General features: G+C 73.3%; 9 protein-coding genes. 5 read left to right on the plus strand and 4 right to left on the minus strand.

The annotated features are described in order from the left end of the window. Positions 1–11 precede the first annotated feature (11 nt). Both ACGFZQ_RS41510 and ACGFZQ_RS41515 read left to right on the plus strand, forming a co-directional pair. Positions 12–2,090 carry an asparagine synthase-related protein gene (locus ACGFZQ_RS41510; protein ID WP_393844768.1) on the plus strand — a complete coding sequence of 693 codons (2,079 nt, stop codon included), beginning with the start codon at positions 12–14 and terminating at the stop codon, positions 2,088–2,090. Positions 2,091–2,339: 249 nt separating this feature from the next. Next, entirely contained in the window at positions 2,340–5,627 is a 3,288-nt protein-coding gene (locus ACGFZQ_RS41515; RefSeq protein WP_393844769.1) for a BTAD domain-containing putative transcriptional regulator, read from the plus strand. Here the strand turns inward: ACGFZQ_RS41515 and ACGFZQ_RS41520 are convergent. Both ACGFZQ_RS41520 and ACGFZQ_RS41525 read right to left on the minus strand, forming a co-directional pair. Next, positions 5,614–7,515: a sigma-70 family RNA polymerase sigma factor gene (locus ACGFZQ_RS41520; RefSeq protein ID WP_393844770.1), complete on the minus strand. Its 1,902-nt coding sequence runs from the start codon at positions 7,513–7,515 to the stop codon at positions 5,614–5,616. The two genes, ACGFZQ_RS41515 and ACGFZQ_RS41520, sit on opposite strands and share 14 nt — an antisense overlap. 203 nt (positions 7,516–7,718) lie before the next feature. Next, entirely contained in the window at positions 7,719–8,492 is a 774-nt protein-coding gene (locus tag ACGFZQ_RS41525) for a helix-turn-helix domain-containing protein (RefSeq protein WP_351713589.1), read from the minus strand. A 394-nt stretch (positions 8,493–8,886) separates the two neighbouring features. On the opposite strand from ACGFZQ_RS41525, the gene ACGFZQ_RS41530 reads away from it, so the two are divergent. Further along, on the plus strand, positions 8,887–10,266 hold the full coding sequence (locus ACGFZQ_RS41530) for an NAD(P)/FAD-dependent oxidoreductase (RefSeq protein ID WP_393844771.1): 1,380 nt from the start codon (positions 8,887–8,889) through the stop codon (positions 10,264–10,266). Positions 10,267–10,448: 182 nt separating this feature from the next. Then, positions 10,449–12,095 (plus strand): SpoIIE family protein phosphatase, encoded by a 1,647-nt coding sequence (locus ACGFZQ_RS41535; protein WP_393844772.1) that lies wholly within the window; start codon positions 10,449–10,451, stop codon positions 12,093–12,095. Positions 12,096–12,302: 207 nt separating this feature from the next. On the opposite strand, the gene ACGFZQ_RS41540 is transcribed toward ACGFZQ_RS41535, so the two are convergent. Then, positions 12,303–13,574 carry an MFS transporter gene (locus tag ACGFZQ_RS41540; protein ID WP_393844781.1) on the minus strand — a complete coding sequence of 424 codons (1,272 nt, stop codon included), beginning with the start codon at positions 13,572–13,574 and terminating at the stop codon, positions 12,303–12,305. Between the two features lie 139 nt (positions 13,575–13,713). Between ACGFZQ_RS41540 and ACGFZQ_RS41545 the strand changes: the two genes are divergently transcribed. After that, positions 13,714–14,262 carry a MarR family transcriptional regulator gene (locus ACGFZQ_RS41545; protein WP_351744371.1) on the plus strand — a complete coding sequence of 183 codons (549 nt, stop codon included), beginning with the start codon at positions 13,714–13,716 and terminating at the stop codon, positions 14,260–14,262. 318 nt (positions 14,263–14,580) lie between these two features. Here ACGFZQ_RS41545 and ACGFZQ_RS41550 read toward each other — a convergent pair. Next, a partial coding sequence (locus ACGFZQ_RS41550) for a hypothetical protein (RefSeq protein ID WP_393844773.1) occupies positions 14,581–14,796 on the minus strand: 216 nt, incomplete at its 5' end.

A 14,796-nucleotide genomic window follows, 5' to 3' on the forward strand; every position in this document is an offset into this window, starting at 1 on the left:
TGGAGGCGTCGATGCGGTGGTTGGTGGGATGGAGCAGCACCGCCTCCGGTGCCGCCACGCTCGGCTCCGCCGGCGCCCTGGGACACGACGGCGAGACCGTCCACCCCGTCGGCTCCCAGCTGCTGTGGGGCGACCCGGATCCGCTCTGGGCGGTCGGCGACTGGCGCCCCGACGAGGTGCGCGTCATCAAGGCGGACGCCCAGAACCGCATCGCCGTCCTCGGCACCTGCGGCGCCACCGACGAGGAGCTGCGCCTCGGCCTCTTCACGGCGCGCGGGGGCGCACTCCGGCATCTGACCGCCTGGCCCGGCAGCTACACCGCCGTCGTGCAGGTCGGCCGCCGGATCACCGTCTGCGGCGACCTCGCGGGCGCCCGCCCGGTCTTCCACACCCCCTGGGCAGGCGGTACGGCCTACGCCACGGCCGCGCTGCCGCTCGCCGACCTGATCGAGGCCAACCTCGACTACGGACACCTCGCCGCGCTCCTGGCCGCCCCCGACGTACCGGCCGCGGTGCACGACTCGACCCCGTACGAGGGCGTACGGCGCATTCCGCCGGGGCATGCGCTGATCCTGCGCACCGGGGCGCGCGAGGTCGCCGGGTACGAGCAGGTCGCCTCGCTCGCGGTCGCCGCCCCCTCCGCCGACCCCGACCGTGCGGTGGACGCCGTACGGGACGCGCTCGTAGAAGCCGTACGCGCGCGGCTGTCGGCCCCCCGGCACGTCCCGGACATCGACCCCGGTCCGGTGCCCGGCATGGGCCCCGCCGAGCGGCGCGCGGCGCGCGGGATGCCGGTGCCGGGCATCGGCGCCGACCTGTCCGGCGGCCCGGCCTCCGGCACCCTCGCCCTGCTGGCCGCCGGTCTGCCCGGCATGCCCGGCACGGTCCTGGGCCACGGCACGGGCGCCGGCGAGCGCCTCCTCGCGGTCACCTTCAACGACCTCGCCGTCGGCGGCCGCGAGGCGGAACTCCAACGCGCGGGCACCCTGGCGGCCAACCCGCGGCTGCACCACGTGGTGGTGACCGGCGGCGAGGACATGCTCCCGTACGCCGACCTGGAGGGCCCCCTGACCGACGAACCGGGGCCGTCCCTCGTGCACGCCGCCCGGCACCGCGCCCGCCTCGCCGCCGGCAGCGCCGACCACTTCACCGGCTACGGCGCCCGCCAGGTCCTGGACGCGCACCCCGCGCGCCTCGCCGACCTGCTGATGGACCGCAAGCGCCGGCACCTCGTCCGCCCGGTCGCCGCGCTCGCCAAGGCCGACGGCTCGGTGATGGTCTCCGCGCGCGTGTACAGCGCGGCGCGCCGGCTGGCGCGTACGCCGTACCGCGCGGGCGTCGAGTCCCTCGCCGAGCGCCTGCTGCGGCGCCGTTTCGACGACCCGGGAGGCGCGGTGGGCGCGTCCCTCGCGGCACTCACCTGGGCGAGACCCGGCCCGGCGGCGCGCTGGCTGACGGGTGAGGCGCTGGCTGAAGTATCGGTTCTGCTCCAGGGTGCGGCGAACCGCTCCGGCGTCGGCCCCGGGCAGCGCCCCGGCGACTACCGCGCGCGTGCCGTCCTAGCCCGCCACGCGGCCGACATCCGCATCCTGGAGCAGGCCGCCGAGATCCGCTCCCAGCGCCTGCACGCCCCGTTCCTCGACAACCAGGTGGTCCGCGCCTGCCGCGACCTCCCCGAGGCGCTGCGCGTGCGGCCGGGGGCCCGCGCCGCCATCCTCCGCACGGTCCTGGAGGGCGCCGGCGTCGCCGACCTCCCGCCGGGCTGGGGCGCCCCCTCCCACGCCTCCTCGGCAGCCGCCACCCGCACCGGGCTGCGCGTGGCGGCCGACGATCTGATCGCCCTCTTCTCGACGCCGCTGCTGGCGCAGGCGGGCCTGGTGGAGGCCAGGGTGGTCCGCAAGGCGGTCCGTGCGGCGGCGGCGGGCGAACCCCTGCCGCTGGACGGCCTGGCCGACCTGGTCTCCCTGGAACTGTGGCTCCGCCGCCTGCTGTCCCGCCGGGGCACGTGCTGGACGGGAACGCCGGCACGCGCGCGTGCGGTCCCTGCGGGGATCCGGCCGATGAGGGGGGCGCTGGCGTCGGGGGCGTGACCCTCCGGGGCCCGCCGCTGTGCGGCCGGCCGGTAGCGGAGTGCGGGCCGGTGGGGGCTTGTCGCGCGGTTCCCCGCGCCCCTGACGGGGCGCTGCCCAGCCGCGTCCTACGCAGCGGCACCCTGCAAGCGCCGGTAAGCGAACCCCCCCGCCCCCAGCCCCCACCCCGGGCACCCCCAGCCAACGGCCCCCGTGCCCCGCCTCGGAAACCCTCGTGCCCGATCCCCACGACCCGGCGACAATGACCCGGTGCGGTACCGGATTCTGGGTGTGGCCCAGGCGACTGACGACCAGGGCACCCCCATACCCATCGGCGGCCCCCGCCTCCGCGCGCTGCTCACCGTCCTCGCTCTCCACCCCAACCGCACCCTCACCCCCGAGACCCTCATCCAGGAGGTCTGGGCGGCGGACGACGACCCGCCGCAGGACGCCCCGGCCGCCCTCCAGGCCCTCGTCGGCCGGCTCCGGCGCGTCCTCGGCAAGGACACCGTCGCCTCCACCCCCGGCGGTTACCGCCTGGACGCGGCCGAGGACGACATCGACCTGCACGTCTTCGAACGCCGGGTACGCGAAGGCGCGGCCGCCCTCGCCGCCGACCCGGCGACAGCCCACCGTGTCCTCACCGAGGCCCTCGCCCTGTGGCGCGGCCCCGTCCTCGCCGACCTCCCCGACCGTGTACCGGCCGCCGCCCGTCCCGAGGCGCTCCGGCTGGAGGCCATCCGCGCCCGCGCCGACGCCGCCCTCCGCCTCGGCCGCGCCTCCGACGCCGTACCGGAGCTGACCCAGCTGACGACGGCGCACCCGTACGACGAACCGCTGCACGCCCTCCTCATCCGCGCCCTGCGCGACACCGGCCGCCCGGCGGACGCCCTCGCCGCGTACGAGACCGCCCGCCGCACCCTCGCCGACGGCCTCGGCACCGACCCCGGCCCGGAACTCCAGGCCCTGCACGCGTCGTTGCTGAGACAGGAGCCGGCCCCGCCGGGCGCACTCCCGCCCCGTACCGGCAACCTGCGTCCACGGCTTACCTCTTTCGTGGGCCGGGAACCCGAACTCGACGCGGTTCGTTCCGAATTGCACAGGGCCCGCCTCGTCACCCTCACCGGACCGGGCGGCTCCGGAAAGACCCGTCTCGCCGAGGAGGCCGCCGCCGGGCTCCCGCAGGCATGGCTCGTCGAGCTCGCCCCGCTCGACCGGCCGGAGGCGGTGCCAGGCGCGGTGGTCAGCGCGCTCGGTCTGCGCGAGACCGTGCTCATGACCAACGAGCTGGCGACCCCGCAGGCCGACCCCACGGCCCTGCTCGTCGAGTACTGCGCGCGGCGCAGCCAACTCCTGATCCTTGACAACTGCGAACATGTCATCGAAGCGGCGGCCGCCCTCGCCGAGACCCTGCTCACCCGCTGCCCGGGGCTCACGATCCTCGCCACCAGCCGTGAACCCCTCGGCGTCCCTGGTGAGTCGGTGCGCCCGGTCGAGCCCCTCGCCCCCGAGCAGGCGCACCGGCTCTTCGAGGAGCGCGCCGCCACGGTCCGTCCCGGCGCTCCTGGCGCGCCGGGCGAGTGGACCGCGGTCGACGAGATCTGCCGCCGCCTGGACGGATTGCCGCTCGCCATCGAGCTCGCGGCGGCCCGGCTGCGGCTGCTGACGCCCCGGCAGATCGCCGACCGGCTCGACGACCGCTTCCGCCTGCTCACCTCCGGCAGTCGCACGCTCCTGCCCCGCCAGCAGACCCTGCGCGCGGTCGTCGACTGGTCCTGGGACCTGCTCGACGAGGGGGAGCGCACGGTCCTGCGCGAGGTGTCCGTCTTCGCCGGCGGCTGGGACCTCGCGGCGGCGGAGGCCGTGTGCACCGGCCCCGTCGCCGACCTCCTCGGTGCGCTCGTCGACAAGTCCCTGGTCGTCGCCGCCCCGGACGGCCCGGACGGCACCGGCGGGATGCGCTACCGCATGCTGGAGACCATCCACGAGTACGCCGTCGAGCGTGCCGCCGAGGTCCCGGGGCTGCGCGCGGCGGCCGAGCGCCGGCACGGCGTCTGGGTGCGGGCGCTGGTGGAGGAGGCGGCGCCGAAGCTGCGGTCCGTCGAGCAGCTCCCGTGGATCCGCCGCCTGGAGACCGACCTCGACAACATCCGCGCCGCCCTCGACCGCGCGGTGTACGCGGGCGACGAGGCGCTGGCGGGCGGGATCGTCCTCGCCGTCAGCTGGTTCTGGTGGCTGCGGAACTACCGCCTGGAGGCCATGACCTGGATGGGCGCGGTGCTGCGCCTGGGCGTCGCCCGGGACGCCCTGCCGGACGGCGCCGGCCCGGAGGAACTGCGCGCGCTGGCCGACGCGGCGGACCCGGTGGGCGCTCTGCTGGCCGCTCCGGACGCCGACACCGGGCACCCGCTGCACGAAATGCGCATGGACCTGCGGCTGTTCGACCTGCTCCTGGCGTCCGAGTCCGCCTCGGCCGGCCTGGTGACGGACGAGCGGGCCCCGAAGTACATCGCGCTGGTCCGGAGCGCCTTCGAGGCGGGCGGTCCCCGGGCCGCCCGGCTGCCGGGCATCATCTGGCCGCTGACCGCCTGGTTTCTCGGCAGCTCGGCGGACGTCGGCCCCGACATGGCCGCGGTCGTCGCCAACTGCCGGGTGTACGGCGGCGACTGGGAGATCGGCGTCACCCTGATGTACCGCGCCCATGTCATGGTCGACTCGCCCGGCAATCTGCGGGGCGTCGACGAGGACCTGGCGGAGCTGCGGATCCTCAGCCGCCGGGTCGGGGACCGCTGGATGCGGGCACAGGTGTGCAGCGCGGCCGGTGAGGCGGCCATGGCGCGCGGCCTGTTCACGGAGGCCGAGACCGAGTACGAGGAGGCGCTGCGGCTGGCCCAGGAGGTCGGCGCCTACGCCGAGACGCCGTTCCTGATCGCGCGGCTCGCCGAGATCGCCTACCGCTCCGGCGACCGGGTGACCGCCCGGGCCACCCTGGACCGGGCGAGCGAGGCCTCCGACCGGTACGGGGTGGCGGAGTCTCAGGCGTTCGTGGCGCTGCTGCGGGCGCACATGGCCCAGCACGAGGGGGATCTGGTCCAGGCGCGCGCGTTCTGCGAGGCCGCCCGCGCGGCGACGCGGGGCGGCGCCCCGCCGCCGCAGTTCATGGCGGGGTTCCACGCGGTCGATGCCCTGATCACGGCGATGGAGCAGGGCCCGCGGCAGGGGCTGCCGATCCTGGCCGGTGGGCTGCGCGAGGCGATGGAGGCCCGGTGCGCCGAGGTGATCACGGCGGCGCTGGCGGACGTCGGCGCCGACCTGCTGGCCCGGCTCGGCGATCTGGCGGGCGCGGTACGGCTGTTCGCCGCCGCCGACCACTGGCGGGCCGGCAGCGTCCGCCCCGAGCCGGAGCGCACCCGCGCCGTGGAGATCGACGCGGCCGCGCGCGTGTCGCTGACCCCGGAGCGTTACGCGGCCGAGCGCTCGCGCGGTGCGTCCCTCACCGAGGAGGACGTCCTGCGCGAACTGGGCGGGACGCCCACGGGCACCGCTACCGGCAGGTGAACTTCGAGTCGGCCCAGTCGGCGAGTGCCACCGAGTCGAGGCCGGTCTCCGGTTCGACCACCAGACGCACGGTCCGGTGCCCGGCGAGGTTCACATGGACGGGCACGGCGGCCTGTCCGCCCTCGACCGTCCCGGACCGCCACAGCCGTTCCCCGTCCGCGTAGACGGCGAAGGCGACCTTGCCGAGGCCGAGCGTCATGTCGTCGACGCCGGCCATCGCGTCGTAGGCGGTGCACTCGCGGTTGAGGTCGATGGTGACGGAGGACCGGCCGTGCACGGCGACGCCGTTCGCATACCGCTCGCCGGCGACCGTCACCCCGTACCGCTGCCACACCCAGCTGCTCTCGCCGAGCCGCATCTCGGGCTGGGTGCCGTCGCCGGTGACGTCGAAGCGCAGCTCGCTCCACTGGTAGACGACCGGGGCGGGCGGCGGCGTGGGCGTCGGGGTGGGACTGGGCGCCGGCGTCGGGGTCGGCCGGGGCTTCGGAGTGGGGGTGGGGGTCGGCCTGGGGCTCGGGGTCGGCTTCGGAGTCGGGGTGGGGCTCGGGGTGGGCGTCGGGGTCGGCTCCGGGGCGAGGACGACCGGCTCGGGTCGCGGCGCCCGCTTCGGCGGGGCGGGGGCCGGGGTCGGCGTCCCGGGCTCGACGGCCGGCGCGGAGGGGGTGGGGCGGGCCACCTCCTTGGGCGGGTGGCTGTCGTTCACCAGGGCGAGGGCCAGCGCGGCGGCGGCCACCGCGACCACCCCGGCCGCGATACCGGCCTTCACCGGCGCCCCCAGCCCCTCCGAGGCGGCACCACCACCGGCACCGCCGCCCCCCGCCCCGCCGGACGAACCGCCCGCCGCGGCGGCCGCGCCCGCGGCCCCCACTCCGGCACCGCCGGCGATGATCCCCAGCGCCTTGGCGTATCCGGCGGCCCCGAACCAGCCGATGACAGCGACCGGTACGACGGCCGGGATACCGGCGGCGACCTCCTCGATCTGGGCGGCGGCCAGCCGGCACTTGGCGCACCCCTCCAGATGCTCGCGCAGCCCCCGCTCCGCGCGGATGCGCAGCTTGCGGCGGGCGTAGCCGCCGAGTTGGTCGGCGTAGCGGGCGCACTCCTCGTCGTCGATGAGCGAGGCGCTCACATGGGCCTGGAGGTAGGCCTGCTTCAGCCCCTCACGGGCCCGGCTGGCAAGGACGCGCGTGCCGTTGGCGTCCAGCCCGAACAGGGTGGCCACCTCGCTCGGCGACTCGTCCTCGACCTCGGTGTGCCACAGCACCGCCTGCCAGCGCTCGGGCAGCGAACGGAAGGCCTGCATCGCCATCGACTGCTCGGCCTCGTGCATCGCCCGCACATCGGCGCCGAGCTCCAGCCCCGCTCCGAAAGAGCCGACGGATGCGGTGTCGTCGGCGGCCTCGGAGCCGCGCGCGGACTGCGCCGCGAACAGTGCGAAGTCGTCGACCAGTTGCTCACGCCGGGCCGACTTGGTCCACTGCGCGGCGACCCGCCGTACGGAGGTGAGCAGATAGGCGCGCACGGCGTACTCGGGCCCGGCCCCGCCGCGTACCGCCTGCAGCATCCGGGCGAAGACCTCGGCGGTCAGGTCGTCCGCGGTGTGCCCGTCCCGGCAGCAGGTCCGCGCGTAGCGCCGTACCGCGTCCGCGTGCCGCCGGTACAACTCCTCGTACGCCGAGTCGTCGCCACCCCGCATCCGCTCGATCAACTGGGTGTCGGCGGGCGGCAGCTCCCGGGGCGGCGGCAGCAGACTCCCGCTCCGCTGTGCCGGAACGTTCCCTTCCGTCGGTTCGCCGACGGGCGGAACACCGGCCCGCCCGCCCTGACTGGGCACCTGCGGCGAGGTCAGTTCCTCACCGGCGGACTCGTCCCACCCGTCAACGCTCATCGCGGAACGCCCCCGATGCCTGCCCAACCCGACCGAATCACCGGGTCAGACTGCCACATTGGCTTTTGTTCAGCCCCCCGGGCGACGGGCGTACCACTCGTCCGAGCGCACTTGTCGGTGCGGTGCACTGACGATTACCCCTGAGGGGAAGCATCAGCAGACGGGCCCCGCGCCGCCAAGCACGGGGCACCGTCACGGCACCGTCAGGGCCGGGACCGCAGTCCCTCCAGCAGGATGTCCAGCAGCCGCGACGAAGCCGCCGCCTGCTGTGCCGGATCCGGCAGCGAGGGCGCCGCCGTGGCGATCACCAGGAGCACGTCGGACACCGAGACATCCGCCCGCAACTCACCCGCCGCACGTGCCCGTTCCACCAGCCGCCCGACAACTTCGAGCAGCTCGGCCGCTCCCGCGTCGTCGTCGGCGCCGAGCGTCGGCTCCCGTTCCTCCGGCACCAGCCGCAACTCACCGGCGCCCGGCTGCGTCCGCTGCTGCGGCACCCGGGTCTCCTCGGCCCCGGTGCCGGAACCGCCGACCTCCTCCGGCACTCCGACGCGCAGCACCTGCGGCGGCAGCAACCGCCCCGCCCCCGACGCCACCGACGTCCGCAGGAAGCGCGACAGCGCCGACCACGGCTCGTCCTCCTGCCCGAGCGCGGCCCGCGCCTGGTCGGTCAGCCTGGAGGTCTCCTCCTCGGCTATCCGCCGGACCAGCACGTCCTTGCTGGGGAAGCGCCGGTACACCGTACCGACCCCGACCCGCGCCCGCCGCGCCACGTCCTCCATCGGCGCGCCGTAACCCAGCTCGCCGAAGACCTCGCGCGCCGCACGCAGCACGTGCTCCAGATTGCGCTGTGCGTCCACCCGCAGCGGCGTCGTACGCGGCCCGTCGCCGCGTCCGTTGCCCGTCGCCGCGCTCACCGTTCCGCCGCCCGTCGTGAGGGCGGAGGCCGATGCCCAATGTGTGTCCTGAATATGCATCTGTGTTCCCCCGGTTAATGATGTCTCCCCCCGGAGACTCTCCCCGCACTGTGAAAGCCGGAGCGAGTGGAACTGTCGCCGATCCATGGACCGTCCGCCGGGTGAACCCGCCCGTCGCGGACCGTTCGGCCACATCCCCTACACCCCGTCGACACACGAACATAGTTGAGAGGCTGTCAATTCAGAAGGGGGACGTTCCGCACGGAGCGCCCCCCGATCGGAGTACGGGTCGCTTACATCCCGATTCGCTGCCTTCACGCCCCCTCGTCCGACCCCGCTGACCTGGTCCCTTTCGTCCGGCTCCGGCCGCGCGCCCGGCACCCCGCACAGCGGCCCGCCGGTCACACAAATTGCCGGGGCTGTGGACAAACAACAGTCACGGGTGCGTCATGGGATGGTGAAGGAACGTGCGCGCATTCTCGTTGTCGGCGGCGGCTACGTCGGGATGTACACGGCCCTGCGGCTCCAGCGGAAGCTGAAGGCGGAGCTCAGGCGGGACGAGGTCGACATCACTGTCGTCACCCCCGATCCCTACATGACGTACCAGCCGTTCCTTCCCGAAGCGGCCGCGGGTTCGATTTCCCCTCGTCATGTCGTCGTACCCCTGCGGAGCGTTCTGGACCGGTGCCATGTCGTCATCGGCGAGGTGACGTCCATCGAGCACGCCAAGCGCATCGCCGAAGTCACCACCCTCGCCACCGCCGAGGAGCGAAAAGGCGCCACCTTCCTCGAGTACGACGAACTCGTCCTCGCGCCCGGCTCGATCGCGCGCACGCTGCCCATCCCCGGTCTCGCCGAGCACGGCATCGGCTTCAAGACCGTCGAGGAGGCCATCGGCCTGCGCAACCACGTCATCGAGCAGATGGACATCGCCTCCTCCACCCGCGACCCCGCGATCCGCGACGCGGCCCTCACCTTCGTCTTCGTCGGCGGCGGCTACGCGGGCGTGGAAGCCCTCGGCGAACTGGAGGACATGGCCCGCTACGCCGCGCGGTACTACCACAACGTCCAGCCCGAGGACATGAAGTGGATCCTCGTCGAGGCCACCGACCGGATCCTGCCGGAGGTCGGCCCCGAGATGGGCCGCTACACCGTCACCGAGCTGCGCCGCCGCAACATCCAGGTGCTGCTGAACACCCGCCTGGAATCCTGCGCCGACCGGATCGCCGTCCTCAGCGACGGCCAGCGCTTCCCGGCCCGGACGCTCGTGTGGACGGCCGGCGTCAAACCGCACCCCGTGCTCGCGGCCACCGATCTTCCGCTCACCCCGCGCGGGCGGCTGAAATGCACCGCCGAGCTGGCGATCGACGGCGTCGACCACGCGTGGGCCGCGGGCGACGCCGCCGCCGTTCCCGACGTCACCGCCGCCGAACCCGGCACCGAGACCGCCCCCAACGCACAGCACGCGGTCCGCCAGGCCGGGGTCCTCGGCGACAACATCGTCCACGCACTGCGCGGCGAACCCCTCGACACCTACGCCCACGCCTACGTCGGCTCGGTCGCCTCCCTGGGACTGCACAAAGGCGTCGCCCAGGTCTACGGGCGCAAGCTGAAGGGCTACCCTGCCTGGTTCATGCACCGCGTCTACCACCTGAGCAGGGTGCCCACCTTCAACCGCAAGGCCCGTGTGCTCGCCGAATGGACCCTCTCCGGACTCTTCAAACGGGAGATCGTCTCGCTCGGATCACTCGAACATCCCCGAGCGGAGTTCGAACTCGCGGCCGGTGGAAAGCCTCCTCACAGTCCCTCCGACGACTCGAACGGGTCGTCCTGACGGAACTCAGGAACTCCACGGCCCGCCCCGGCGTCTGACGGATGTCGCCGCCGACGGCCACCCTGCCAGACTGCCCCCCGACCGAGCACAAGGCTTCTCCCCAGAACTGCACCGGGGGACTTCCCCCGGCCCCCGGCCGCTCCCGTTAGCCGGCCGGAGACGACGACACGAGGCAAGGATTCGTGAACTTCACGCGCTGGAGCGCCCGGCTCCCCGGAACGCAGCGCCGCGCCGCAGCGCGGACCGACCACGCGGTCCCCCCGGACCGACGGGGGGAAGGCTCCGTACCCGCCGCCCGCGTCGAACAACTGGCCGACGACTCGCCGTGTCTGCCCGCCGTCGACGAACTGCCCGCCCGAGACGTCCTGGACCGCGTCCCGGCCCTGGTCGCCCTCGTCCACGGCCCCGACCACCACATCGGGTACGTCAACGACGCCTATACGACGGCCTTCGGCGTACGACCCCCTGGGGCTCCCGCCCGCGAGGCCCTGCCCGAACTGGCCGAACTCGGTCTCCTCCCCCTCCTCGACCAGGTTCTGCGCAGCGGCAAGCCCCGCACCCTGAAGTCACGCAAAGCGCTCGACGGCCGCACCTACACGTTCACCTGCACACCCGTCGCGGAGAACGGCGACCACGACGGCGGCGTCCTCCTCTTCGCCACCGACGTCACCGACCACGCGGAAGCGGCCGAGCGGCTGCGCGCCAGCGAGCGCCGCCAGCGCGAGACGGCCGTGACCCTCCAGCGCAGCCTCCTCCCACAGGAGCTCGAACAACCGGACGACCTGCGCATCGCCGCGACCTACCAGCCCGGCGGCACCGAGGCCGCGGTCGGCGGCGACTGGTACGACGTCATCACCCTCGGCGGTGGCCGCACCGCCCTCGTCATCGGCGACGTGATGGGCCGGGGTGTCCGCGCGGCGGCCGTCATGGGCCAGCTCCGTACGGCGGTCCGCGCCTACGCCCGCCTGGACCTCCCCCCGCACGAGGTCCTCCAGCTCCTCGACGGCCTCGCCACCGAGATCGACGCCAACCAGATCGCCACCTGCGCCTACGCCGTCCACGACCCGAACGAGGGCCGGCTGGTGTACGCCTCGGCCGGCCACCTGCCGATCCTGGTCCGCGACGAGAACGGCAGTGTGCTCCGCACCGACGAGCCGACGGGCCCACCGCTCGGCACGGGCGGCTGGATCCACACGTCGGGCTCGGTACCGCTGGGCCCCGGCTCCACGGCCGTCCTCTACACGGACGGCCTCGTGGAGCGCCGTAACGAGGACCTGGACGAGGGCATCGCCGCGCTCGAACGCGCGCTGGCGGGAGCCACCGGCACCCCGCAGGTCATCTGCGACCGCCTGGTCCGCTCGGCCGGCGTCACGGCCGACCACGACGACGATGTCGCCGTCCTGGTTCTCCAGCACCCGGCCCGCACGGGCCCCGACGGCGAGCTGTTCCGCAACGCGGCGCTGGAACTCCTCGGCGGCGTCGAAGCGGCACCACGCGCGCGTGCGTTCGCCTCCGGCGTGCTGACCAGCTGGCGCTTCCCGGCCGAACTCCACGACCTGGGCGTCCTCGCCACGAGCGAGCTGGTCGCCAATTCCCTTCAGCACGGCACCCCGCCCATGCGGCTGCGGCTCCGCCGCACCGACCGCCGCCTGATCATCGAGGTGACGGACGGCGACGACCACCTGCCGCGCCGCCGCCGCGCGGAACCGGGCGACGAGTCGGGCCGGGGCATCGCGATCGTGGCGACGATCGCCTCGGGGTGGGGGTCGAGAAGGACACCGGGGGGTGGGAAGGCGGTGTGGTGCGAGTTCGTACTGCCGAAGGGGTAGGGGAGGGTCGAGCCTTGGCTGCGGGTGGGTGGGGGCTGATCGCGCCCACGCGGCGGAGCCGCAAATCGACACGGCCCCGCGCCGCTACGGGGCGCTCCACTCACGCCAGCTACCTAGCTGCGGGCAGTCGTGCCGCATGGGCGGCACGGGTGGGCGCAGCGGCACCCTGCCAGCGCCGGTAAGCGAAACCCCCCGCCCCAGCCACCCCTATGCGGACACGGACTCCGCTGCAGCCCCGCCCCGTGCCACGACCACGCTCTTCGAGGCGATCCAAGGCTGGTCCTGGGCCGCCGTCAGCCGCTTGCCGAGCCGTACCGCCAGCACGCTGATCCCCAGCGAGAACAGCAGGAACGTCACGACGTACGGCCCATGCAGTGAGGCTCCCATCGGACCCCCCACCGCCGGCCCCACGGCCAGTGCCAACTGCTTCACCAGGGCGAACGCCGAGTTGTACTGCCCGGCCAGGCCCGTCGGCGCAAGGTCGGCGACCAGCGGAGCGACCGTCGGCGACAGCATCGCCTCACCCAGCCCGAACAGCGCGTACGTCGACACGAACGCGGCCGTCGCCATCTCCTGACTGCCGTGCCCCAGCCCCGCGTAACCCGCCGCGACCCACGCCACGGCCCAGATCAGCCCGACCCCCGCGATCACCCGGGACCGCCGCCGGCGCTCCACGAACTTGAGCACGGCGAACTGAGCGACCACGATCATCAGGGTGTTCGCGGCCAGCGCGGTGCCCAGCGCGGACGTCGATATCCCCGCCGCCTCGACGCCGTACGCGCTCAGCCCGGACTCGAACTGTCCGTAGCACGCGAAGAACAGCACGAAGCCCAGCACGCACAGCTGCACCATCGCCCGGTTCCCGAGCAGCCGCTGCCAGCCGTCCTTGGCGCCCGAGGCCGGAACGCCCGCGATCCGCGGGGCGTGCGGTATTCGAACCGTCGACATCACCACGACCAGCAGCAGGAACATCGCCGCCTCGATCGCGAACAGCAGCGTGAAGGAGGAGACCCGGGTCGTGTCGACCAGGTGACCGCCGATGAGGCCGCCGACACCCAGCCCCAGGTTCTGCAGGAAGAACTGGGTCGCGAACGCCCGGGACCGGGTCTCCGCGGTCGAGGAGTCCACGATCATCGTCGCCAGCGCCGGCTGCATCACGGCCTGCCCGGCCCCGAGCAGCGCGGCCGCGGCCAGCACGGTCGCCGCATGGCCCGCCAGGCCCAGGCTCAACGCTCCTATCGCGGCGATGACCAAGGCGGTGAGAAGGACCGGCAGCGGGCCGCGCCGCACGATCGCCCTGCCGGCGAACGGCAGCATGATCAGCGCGGCCACGGCGAAGACGGCGAGCACGAACCCCGCCGTCATGGCACCCAGCCCGCGCACCTGCGCCACATAGACGTACAGGTAGGGGACGGTGAAGCCGAGCCCGAACGCGCTGAGTGCGTTGCCCACGTGGATCCGGCGCATCGCTGCGCCCATCGCCCTGGTCACGTTCACCTCTCTCAGGTAGTCAAGTCGCAGACTGCTCAAGTCTGAAGACTTAGAAGCTAAAGTTCGAAGCTAAAGACTACATGGCGAAGGACTTCAATGCCAAGCTTGCTCGTGCCATACTTCGGGCATGGCCGACACCACCGGCGCCGGCGAGCCGACACTCGACGAACAGATCGCCGCCTATCAGCGTGAGTTCCAGGACCTCGACCCCCAGGTCGAGAAGGTCGTCTCGGCGCTGTCCCGGCTCAACCGCCGGATGCACGTCGCCTACGGCCGCCAGACCTCGGCCCTCGGCATCAGCAACGCCGAGTGGGAGGTCCTCAAAGCCCTCGTCCTCTCCGGCGCCCCCTACCGGATGGGCCCCAGCGAGCTGGCCAAGCGGCTCGGTCTCACCCCGGCCGCGATGACCCACCGCATCGACCGGATGGTCGCCGAGGGTCTGGTCACCCGGGAACGGGACGAGTCCAACCGCGTCCGGGTGATCGTCGAGCTGACCCCCGAGGGCCGCGAGAAGTGGCTGGAGGCCATGCGCCTCGCCTCCGTCTTCGAGGAGGAGCTGCTCCAGGACCTCTCCCCGGCGGAGCGCGGTGTGCTCGGCGAGGTCCTCACCCGGCTGCTGCGCCGCGTGGAGCACGCCCAGCCCGACGCCGGCGGTCGCCTCACCGACCTGGACTGACGCAGGTCACCGGGGCCGGGAAAAGATCTTGACAGGGGGTACTTGACACCCCCCTGCCCGATCCGTAAAGTTCTTCGGGTTGCCGCGGGGCCGTAACGGTTCTGCGACAGCACCTCCGCCGCATTAGCGGCACTCAAACCACCAGTACGATCTCCCGACCGGGTTGATTTCGGCGTGCCCGAATTCAATTCGATTTCGGGTCTCTGTGCTGTCCGGTCGAGCCGCAAGGCCCGATTGGGCATCGTGGAGCGAATCCGCTAAGGTTTGGGACGTCGGAACGGCCCAACAGCCGCGAAGACAACACCCGCTGACTGGGAATCAGACGCCGAAAGGATCTGATAGAGTCGGAACCGCCGGAAAGGGAAACGCGAGAGCGGGAACCTGGAAAGCACCGAGGAAATCGGATCGGAAAATGATCTGATAGAGTCGGAAACGCAAGACCGAAGGGAAGCCCGGAGGAAAGCCCGAGAGGGTGAGTACAAAGGAAGCGACCGTTCCTTGAGAACTCAACAGCGTGCCAAAAGTCAACGCCAG

This window comes from Streptomyces sp. NPDC048254 (assembly GCF_043201895.1).
Classification (GTDB): Bacteria; Actinomycetota; Actinomycetes; order Streptomycetales; family Streptomycetaceae; genus Streptomyces.

Excerpts from the sequence above, each read along its gene's own strand:
- ACGFZQ_RS41510 (WP_393844768.1), top strand. The coding sequence starts at position 12 with ATGCGGTGGTTGGTGGGATGGAGCAGCACCGCCTCCGGTGCCGCCACG.
- ACGFZQ_RS41520 (WP_393844770.1), bottom strand. The coding sequence starts at position 7,515 with ATGAGCGTTGACGGGTGGGACGAGTCCGCCGGTGAGGAACTGACCTCG.
- ACGFZQ_RS41525 (WP_351713589.1), bottom strand. The coding sequence starts at position 8,492 with ATGCATATTCAGGACACACATTGGGCATCGGCCTCCGCCCTCACGACG.
- ACGFZQ_RS41530 (WP_393844771.1), top strand. The coding sequence starts at position 8,887 with ATGGTGAAGGAACGTGCGCGCATTCTCGTTGTCGGCGGCGGCTACGTC.
- ACGFZQ_RS41540 (WP_393844781.1), bottom strand. The coding sequence starts at position 13,574 with ATGGGCGCAGCGATGCGCCGGATCCACGTGGGCAACGCACTCAGCGCG.
- ACGFZQ_RS41545 (WP_351744371.1), top strand. The coding sequence starts at position 13,714 with ATGGCCGACACCACCGGCGCCGGCGAGCCGACACTCGACGAACAGATC.